This window comes from Paenibacillus zeisoli (genome assembly GCF_003994465.1).
GTDB lineage: Bacteria > Bacillota > Bacilli > Paenibacillales > Paenibacillaceae > Fontibacillus > Fontibacillus zeisoli.
Genome location: NZ_RZNX01000013.1, coordinates 70,394 through 78,279 on the forward strand (window position 1 = coordinate 70,394; position 7,886 = coordinate 78,279).

General features: G+C 49.0%; 6 protein-coding genes. 1 reads left to right on the top strand and 5 read right to left on the bottom strand.

The genetic code is table 11. The features are described from left to right. Positions 1–6: 6 nt before the first annotated feature. The 5 genes from EJP77_RS19240 to hemE all read right to left on the bottom strand — a co-directional run bounded on the left by EJP77_RS19240 (position 7) and on the right by hemE (position 6,341). Positions 7–1,338: a CapA family protein gene (locus EJP77_RS19240; RefSeq protein ID WP_127200889.1), complete on the bottom strand. Its 1,332-nt coding sequence runs from the start codon at positions 1,336–1,338 to the stop codon at positions 7–9. A 361-nt stretch (positions 1,339–1,699) separates the two neighbouring features. Next, positions 1,700–2,614 (bottom strand): copper amine oxidase N-terminal domain-containing protein, encoded by a 915-nt coding sequence (locus tag EJP77_RS19245; RefSeq protein WP_127200890.1) that lies wholly within the window; start codon positions 2,612–2,614, stop codon positions 1,700–1,702. Positions 2,615–2,871: 257 nt separating this feature from the next. Then, a complete protein-coding gene (gene hemG, locus EJP77_RS19250; protein WP_127200891.1) occupies positions 2,872–4,293 on the bottom strand; it encodes a protoporphyrinogen oxidase in 1,422 nt (473 codons plus the stop codon). A 7-nt stretch (positions 4,294–4,300) separates the two neighbouring features. After that, positions 4,301–5,242 carry a ferrochelatase gene (gene hemH / locus EJP77_RS19255; RefSeq protein WP_127200892.1) on the bottom strand — a complete coding sequence of 314 codons (942 nt, stop codon included), beginning with the start codon at positions 5,240–5,242 and terminating at the stop codon, positions 4,301–4,303. 34 nt (positions 5,243–5,276) lie between these two features. Further along, positions 5,277–6,341, bottom strand: a complete 1,065-nt coding sequence (gene hemE / locus EJP77_RS19260; protein ID WP_127200893.1) for a uroporphyrinogen decarboxylase — start codon at positions 6,339–6,341, stop codon at positions 5,277–5,279. 184 nt (positions 6,342–6,525) lie between these two features. Between hemE and EJP77_RS19265 the strand changes: the two genes are divergently transcribed. Next, on the top strand, positions 6,526–7,767 hold the full coding sequence (locus EJP77_RS19265) for an MFS transporter (RefSeq protein WP_127200894.1): 1,242 nt from the start codon (positions 6,526–6,528) through the stop codon (positions 7,765–7,767). Positions 7,768–7,886 lie beyond the last annotated feature (119 nt).

Here is a 7,886-nt window from a genome sequence, read left to right on the forward strand (position 1 = left end):
TTTTAATTAACCTGAGTTATTCGTGCTGTTATCCGCCTTATTATCTGAATCTGAAGGTATAAGTCCTAGACTTGTATCCTGATTACTTGCTTTAAAATTTCCGTTTGAATCTATTTTGACGCCCGGGGACAGACTTTCAATCTCCTTGATCAGCGTGGCGCCATCTTTGGCATTCTTGGGTACGGGCTGCCCGATCTCGGTAAAGTAGGGAATCATCCGCAGATCACATTTTCCCCCAGTCGTGCAATGTGCCTGGAATACCGCCGTATCCCAAGTTTTGGGCCGGTTCGTGGCCTTGGTGAATACAAAGTTTCCCGTGCTGTAAGCGATCCACTTGCCTTTGTACTGCTCCACACCTTGAAGCACATGGGGGTGACCGCCAACTACCAGATCAGCTCCGGCATCAATGAAAGAGTGGGCCAAAGAATTCTGATTGCTGTCCGGCACGGTCACTCTTTCTTTTCCCCAATGTGCAACCACTATGATCAAATCTGCCTTCTTGCGCGCATCCTGTATGGATTTAACTGCTAATTTCACATCGTCGTTGTATACGCCCGCAATTCCCGGTCTGTCTGCTCTCGCATTCCAGCTTAGTTCTGGAAGTACTCGGCTAAAGCCAAACAGTGCTATCTTGATGCCTTTACGCTCTATGTATACCGGTGCGTAAGCTTCGTTACTATTTTTACCTGCTCCAGCAAAAGATATTTTGTTAGTCTTAAGATGTTCCAGTGTGTCTAACAGGCCCTGAACACCTTGGTCTAAAGTATGATTATTTGCTACGTTAACCGCATCCACTCCTGCATTCTTCATAGCTTTAAGCGCATCGGGATGGGCTTTGAATACAAACTGTTTGTTCTTGGCTCCTATGCCCCTGGTAGTCACAGGTGTCTCCAGGTTGAGAATCGTTAGATCATCTTTCTGAAATAAATCCTTTACGTACTTAAAGGGGGAATCGATCCCGTCCCGGTTCATTTTCTCAGCGACCTTACCCGAGAAGATGGTATCCCCGGCAAAATTAATGACCAGGCTCCCGACGGAACTCTTGCCGACGGTCTCGGCAGAGAAGTCCTCGTCGGTCTGGCTGGTATCCGCCGGCGTAATGGAAGAACTATTTCCTGAAGGGTTCGTGCCGGTGCCTTGCTGAGGTGAGATATTCTGAGCCGGACTATCCGAGACAGTCCTTCCTCCAAGAAGAGATTTGTTATTAAAATAAGAAAAGGTTAGAACAAGTCCGATCAATACAATCAACGTTAAATTGACCAGCATCCAGAATCGGCTTTGGCGCTGCATCTTCTGCCTCTTCTCAGCGCTGTACTTTTGCGATCTCGGCTGAAGCATAATTCACTCCTTATTATCCTAAGAAATTTGAGGTAATCAAAATCTATTATATCAGGTAAATAAGTTGAACTGAAGCAACATTACTGATTCCCGGCCTTCCTAAAGCTTCCAGTTCCCCCTCATGAAGTGAGCCTATGCAGGTTTAAATCTCTCCATGACTATTCATGCCAGCGTGCTTCGGTCTCATCTTTGGAGAATCAACGATCTAAGATTTGTATATGAACTACATGACTAAGGATAGAAAGAAATAGTAAATAAGTAAAAAGAAAAAGAGTGCATCTCCACCGATGCACTCTTCCCTAACTACCCCAATTATCCCTCAGAGAAGACGGCCTAAGGGCGAACAATGCCGATTGTCAGCTTACTTTGCATCTTTACGGGTTTCCCCTTCAATAGGTAAAAGTGCACCTGCCTTGTACCTATACTTTTTATACTCTGGATGCTGGCTGTAATCGAACCGTCCCAACTCCGTGTCTTTACCTAAAGAATCTATTTTTCCATAAGTCACTAGCTCAGCCATTAAATCGTGAGAAAAATATACATACCCACCTTTGTAATCAGGTTTAACCCCTCGCGATTTTGTCTTGTTACCCATTTCATCCAATTGACCGATGACTTCGGCAATCCCATCCTGGTTGATCTTGATATAATTGGTCAGGAGCCTATAGGTTTCGGAATATTGCAGAGCCTGGCCCTCCGGAAACTGGTAAGTCGTCCTATACCCTTCCCCGTGAGGAGTCCAATCATAAGGTCCTTCCACAGCGATAAGTTTAAGCGCCTCCTTACGTGCATCCACTAGATCACCCTTCATCAGTGTATTGAACGCTGCCTGTCCGGCTGGAGTCCTTACAATAGCCCGCTTGTCTTTCGCATTATAGTAGGCAGTACCGCCCAATGCTTCACTGACAAAGCGTAGGGGCACATAGGTACGACCTTTTTTATTTACAACACTGAGATCAAGTGAAACTTGTTTTCCATTAACTGTGGCAGTCTTCAAACCGGCCTTTAGCTTAATCACCTTACTGCCGTCCTTGCTCTTGGCCGTCACGGTATGGGTCTTGGCATCATAATTGTAGGTCAGCCAATTCGGATCATTCAGGGACCTGAGGGGAATAAGAGCTCTTCCTTTTTCGACAAGGGCATCACTCTGCATCACCCCATTAATAAATACCTGTTCTTTGATCTTGTCAGATGTCTTTGCCTCTACCGAGTTTCCAAGAGTCATTGTTCCTGTTAATAGAACTGCCGCAATGGCGGCCGGCACCCATTTTTTCATATCAGATCTTCCCTTCCTTTAAAATTAAATTCTTTAATTAATGGAGACATATAAACAAACGTATATCCTGCTCATTTTGTTACCAAAAATTAGAATTTACACTAATAAAATTAGGTTACATCCGATAAACACTTATGAATCAATAAGGATCAGCTTGTTAGCTAAGTAAGTAATATTCCAACATTTTTGTATTCCAAGCGCGCTTCCGAGAAAAGAATAACCCCGAGCCTGGATGGCCCGGGGTTACAGGTTAATCTTTAATGGACAGGCTCGCCTGTCATGATCTTCGCGAGTTCTTTGGCCTGCTTGACGCAGTCTGGCAGACCGACACCTTCGAATGCCGCGCCCGTTACATATAAGCCCGGAGTGTGAGTCTTAAGCTCATCACGCAGGCTGGCTATTTGCTGCAAATGTCCTACCGGATATTGGGGCATCGACTTAGGCATTCGGGTAATCTCGGAGAATAGCGGTGTCGCCTTGATGCCCATGAGTTCCCGAAGGTCTTTCAGAACTAAGTCTGTCAGTGAATCATCAGGAAGCTGAACATTCTGCTCGTCTCCCGAGCGGCCTACATAACACCGAAGCAGAACCTTGTCATCCGGGCTGGTATGCAGCCACTTGGTTGAAGTCCAGGTACATGCTGTAATGTTGCGGCCTTCTGCCCGGGGAACCAGGAATCCGGAAGCATCCAGAATCCCCTCCAGATCCTTCTTGTCAAAAGCGACCACCACATTGGCCACCGATACGTAGTTGATAGCTGTCAGCGCACTGACATCAACGAAAGGTTCCAGAAGCTTCGCGGCGCTGAATGCGGGTGTAGTGACCACAATCTGATCAGCGTGAAGCACTTCACCATCAGCTAGCCCCACCTCATAAGCCCGGCTGCTGCCTTTTCGAATATCCAGTACCTCGGTCTCCAGGCGCTGATCCACATCATGCAATTCATGCACAAGACCATGGATCAGACTCTGAAGTCCCTGGCGGAAGGTTAGAAAAGCGCTTCGCTTAGTACCTGTGTGCGTCTCAACCGGCTTCTTGCCCGTCATCATTCCGCGCATCAGGCTGCCATGCGCACGCTCCACTTCGCCGAACTGCGGAAATGTCGACTGAAGGCTTAGCTTGTAGGTATCCCCTGCATAGATTCCGGCGAGAAGCGGCTCAGTCACGTTCGTCAGAACCTCCGTACCCAGCCGGCGCTCGATGAAATGCCCAAGTGACTCGTCCTCTGCACTCTTGCGTGAAGGAATAACGAGGTCCATTAGCGCCCGGATTTTCCCGCTCCACGAGACAAGCCCGCTCTTTAGAAAAGGACCCAGCTCGGTGGGAATGCCCAGCACGAGACCTGAAGGCATTGGGTGAAGCTGACCGCGTTTGACAATGTAAGTCTTCTTAGCCCCAGGATTCATAGACACGAGCTCATGATCCAGCTCCAGTTCCTTGGCCAGATCAATCATCGCCGTCTTGCGGGCGAGGAAGGAGTCCGGTCCTTTCTCAATAACGAAGCCGTCCCGGTGAAGAGTCTCGATTTTGCCGCCCATCGACTTCCCCTTCTCCAGCACCGAGATTTGAACAGGAATCCCTTTCTCTCTGTAGAACTTCCGGATATAAAATGCTGCACTTAGCCCCGTTAGTCCTCCTCCGATGATGATGATATTCCTAGCTGAATCTGAATCACTCATAGATTATTCATTCCTCTTCCCATGCTTTGATAATGACGTCGCTAAGCGTCTCCATATACAAAGGATCGGTGTTAAGCGAATCGGTACGCATCAGTCTCATATCGAGCTCTCCGGCTACAGCCTGGGCTTCAATATCCAGATCATACAGAACTTCCAGATGGTCCGATACGAACCCAACCGGAGCCACAAGCACATCTTCCACCTGCTCAATACTTAAGTCCCTCAGTGTATCCAAAATATCCGGTCCAAGCCAAGGCGTTGCAGTCCGGCCCGCACTCTGCCATGTGAACTGCCAGTTGGTTACATTCGTTTGCTCCGCAACCGCTTTGGAGGTCTCGAGAAGCTGATCCTGGTAGGGATCACCCATCTCCAGAATCTTCTCAGGGAGACTGTGTGCGCTGAATAGAACTTTGACCTTATCCCGCTCGGCACCGACTTCCTCAAATTGATCAAGCTTGCGGCTTACCCGCTGTGCCAGCGCCTGGATCAATTTGGGATGCAGATGATAACTCTTGACGAAAGAGAACTTAATGTTGTGCTCAGCAGCTTTCTCTTCCGCACGTTTGATATAACCGCCTACGCTCATAACTGAATAGTGCGGGGCCAGAACAATGCCCACTGCCCGGGTGATTCCGTCCCTGGCCATCGCATCCACTCCATCCTCTATGAAGGGAGATGCATGCTTCAGGCCTTGATAACAGACGAACTGTACACCCAGATTGGCCGCATCGCGGTTCAAAGTCTCCTGCAAGGCAGCAACCTGATTATCTGTGTTCGCTCTCAGCGGGAATACCCCGCCCACAATCGCCTCATAACGGTCTTTCAGTTCCTTCAACTGATCTTCTGTGGGCGGGTTGCCCCGGCGAATATGGGTATAATAAGCTTCTACCTGCTCCAGGCTCTGCGGTGTTCCATAAGACATGACAAGCACGCCGATTTTATTGTTCACGTTAAATGTTCACCTCTGAAAGTAATTTAGTAGTTCAAGATGTTAAGCCTGCACCCGATTTACGGAGTGTCTCGGCAGAATAATCGTGTACATATTCGGTCAGCTCGCGCAGCTTGTCCAGTGAAGCCTCCGGGAACAGTCCATGTCCCAAATTGAACACAAAGCCCGGGGACTTGATTCCCTCGTCGATAATTTCCTTCGCGTATTGCTTGATAACATCCATAGGTGCCGTTAACACGTAAGGGTCGAGATTTCCTTGAACTGCAAAGCCTCCGCCTGTACGCCGGCGGCCTTCTTCAATAGATATCCGCCAGTCAAGTCCGATCACGTCAGCCTTGATGTCCGTAAGGGTAGGCAGCAGTTCTCCTGAGCTCACTCCTGGAAAATAAATTTTGGGTACATCGAGTGTCTCAAGTTCGGCAAAGATACGTGTAATGGTTGGGAGCACGTAGATTTCAAAGTCTTTTGGCGAAAGAGCGCCCACCCAGCTGTCGAACACCTGGAATGCCTTGCCGCCGTTCTTCACATGATGCTTCAAATATTCAATAACCATGTCTCCAAGCTTATCCATTAGGCGGTGCCACAGCTTCGGCTCGCCATACATCAGACTCTTCGTGCGTATGTAGCTCTTGGATGGACGGCCTTCGATTAAATAGCTCGCTATCGTGAATGGCGCACCCGCGAAGGTAATCAGAGGGACCTCAAGCTCACGGTCCAGAATCCGAATCGTCTCCAGGATATGTGAGAGATCCTTCTCTACATCTATAGGACGAAGACGTTCAATATCTTCAGCGGTCCGAATCGGATTATCGATGACAGGACCGATGTTCTTAACAATATCGAAATCAATACCGATGGAAGCAACCGGATTCATAATATCCGAGTACAAAATAGCCGCATCTACACCCAGCTTACGAACAGGCATCAAGGTGACTTCAGCCGCAAGTTCTGGCTGCCGGCATATTTCAAGCAGACTGTAATTTTCTTTGATTGCGCGGTATTCCGGATCGTACCGTCCAGCCTGGCGCATATACCACACGGGCAGCTGGTCTACCTCCTGCTTAAGACAAGCACGGATAAACCGATCATTATAAGTCATGAAGACGCCTCCATCTATAAAATTTCCCTAAATCTCATTATGCCCTTTTTAAAAGTAAGTAACAACCCGTCCTGGATGAAGAACCGATGACAATCCTATGAAATAAATGAATTCTGCTTAAATTAGAGCATTTTGGCGTTATGGTATAATAATGAAATTGCCCAATGGGAGGATAATAGAACTTATGATCAATATCCTTAGAACCACCCGCTCGCTCCCAACCTGGAAAGTCAATCTCATTGTGCTGTGGTTCGGCCAATTTTTTGTAAATGCCGGAATGACCATGGTCACTCCTTTTCTCCCTCTATATCTGTCCGAGGATCTCGGTGTTCACGGATCAAAAGCGCTGGGTTTATGGGCCGGCCTTATTTTTGCTGCCAACTTTGCAACTTCGTTCATCTTCCAGCCGTTATGGGGAAAACTTGCCGACAGATATGGCAGGAAAATCATGCTGCTGCGCTCCGGCTTCGGGATGTCCATCGTCATCACATTAATGGGATTCGCAACCGCTCCCTGGCAGCTGCTTGCCCTGCGCCTCTTGAACGGCACGATCTCTGGTTTCAATCCGGCGTCCATCTCGCTGATTTCGGGAACCACGCCCAAAGAACGAATGGGCTTTGCCATGGGGATCATGCAGTCGGGAATCGTCGCGGGCACGATCCTAGGACCTTTAATCGGGGGATTGCTGGCTGATTGGGTAGGCTTTCGGCCGATCTTTTATATTACAGGTAGTCTGCTTCTTCTCGCTTCGCTGCTCGCTCTGTTCCTGGTTCGTGAGAAGTTCGACCGGGAAGAGGCCTCCCATACGCCGCAGATCTCGGTGCTTGCAGGCTTTCGGGAATTGAATAAAACACCTCAGTTGACTGCCCTGTTCGCCGTGACCTTCCTGCTCCAGTTCGCCATGCTTAGCCCGATGTCAATCCTGACTTTATATGTTGAGAAGCTGCATGGTACTGCGGTGAATCTGTCGTTCTGGGCGGGCTTTGTCAGCGCCGTAACCGGCTTGTCTAATATGATTACCTCGCCGATTCTCGGAAAATTCAGCGACAAGGTCGGCGCTCATCGTATCCTTACCTTCGCGCTCATTGGCACAGCGATCACGCTGATTCCTCAGGCCTTCGTGCAATCGGTCTGGCAGCTCATCATCATCCGCTTCTTCATGGGCATCTGTATGGGTGGATTGCTTCCCAGTGTCAATGCCCTGATCCGGTCCTACACCCCGGACGGGATGGAGAGCCGTGCCTTTGGATTCAACAGCAGTACGCTTGCGCTTGGCAATATGATGGGCGCCTCCATCGGGGGCTTCCTGTCCGGGTACATCGGAATTGAAGGCATCTTCATCATTTCCGGCGTCCTGCTGCTGGCCAACACCGTCTGGGTAAGGGCCAAGCTGTATGCGCATCGGGATGTGCGGTCGTTTCATTAGTCTGCGTGAGGCTTTGAATGCATAGCTATGGAGTGCAGAGCGTAAGGCCATTGCGTGATCCGGGCATTCCTGCGATCATTAAAGGCCGCTACGCGGTCCGGGCATTCCTGCGATCGCTG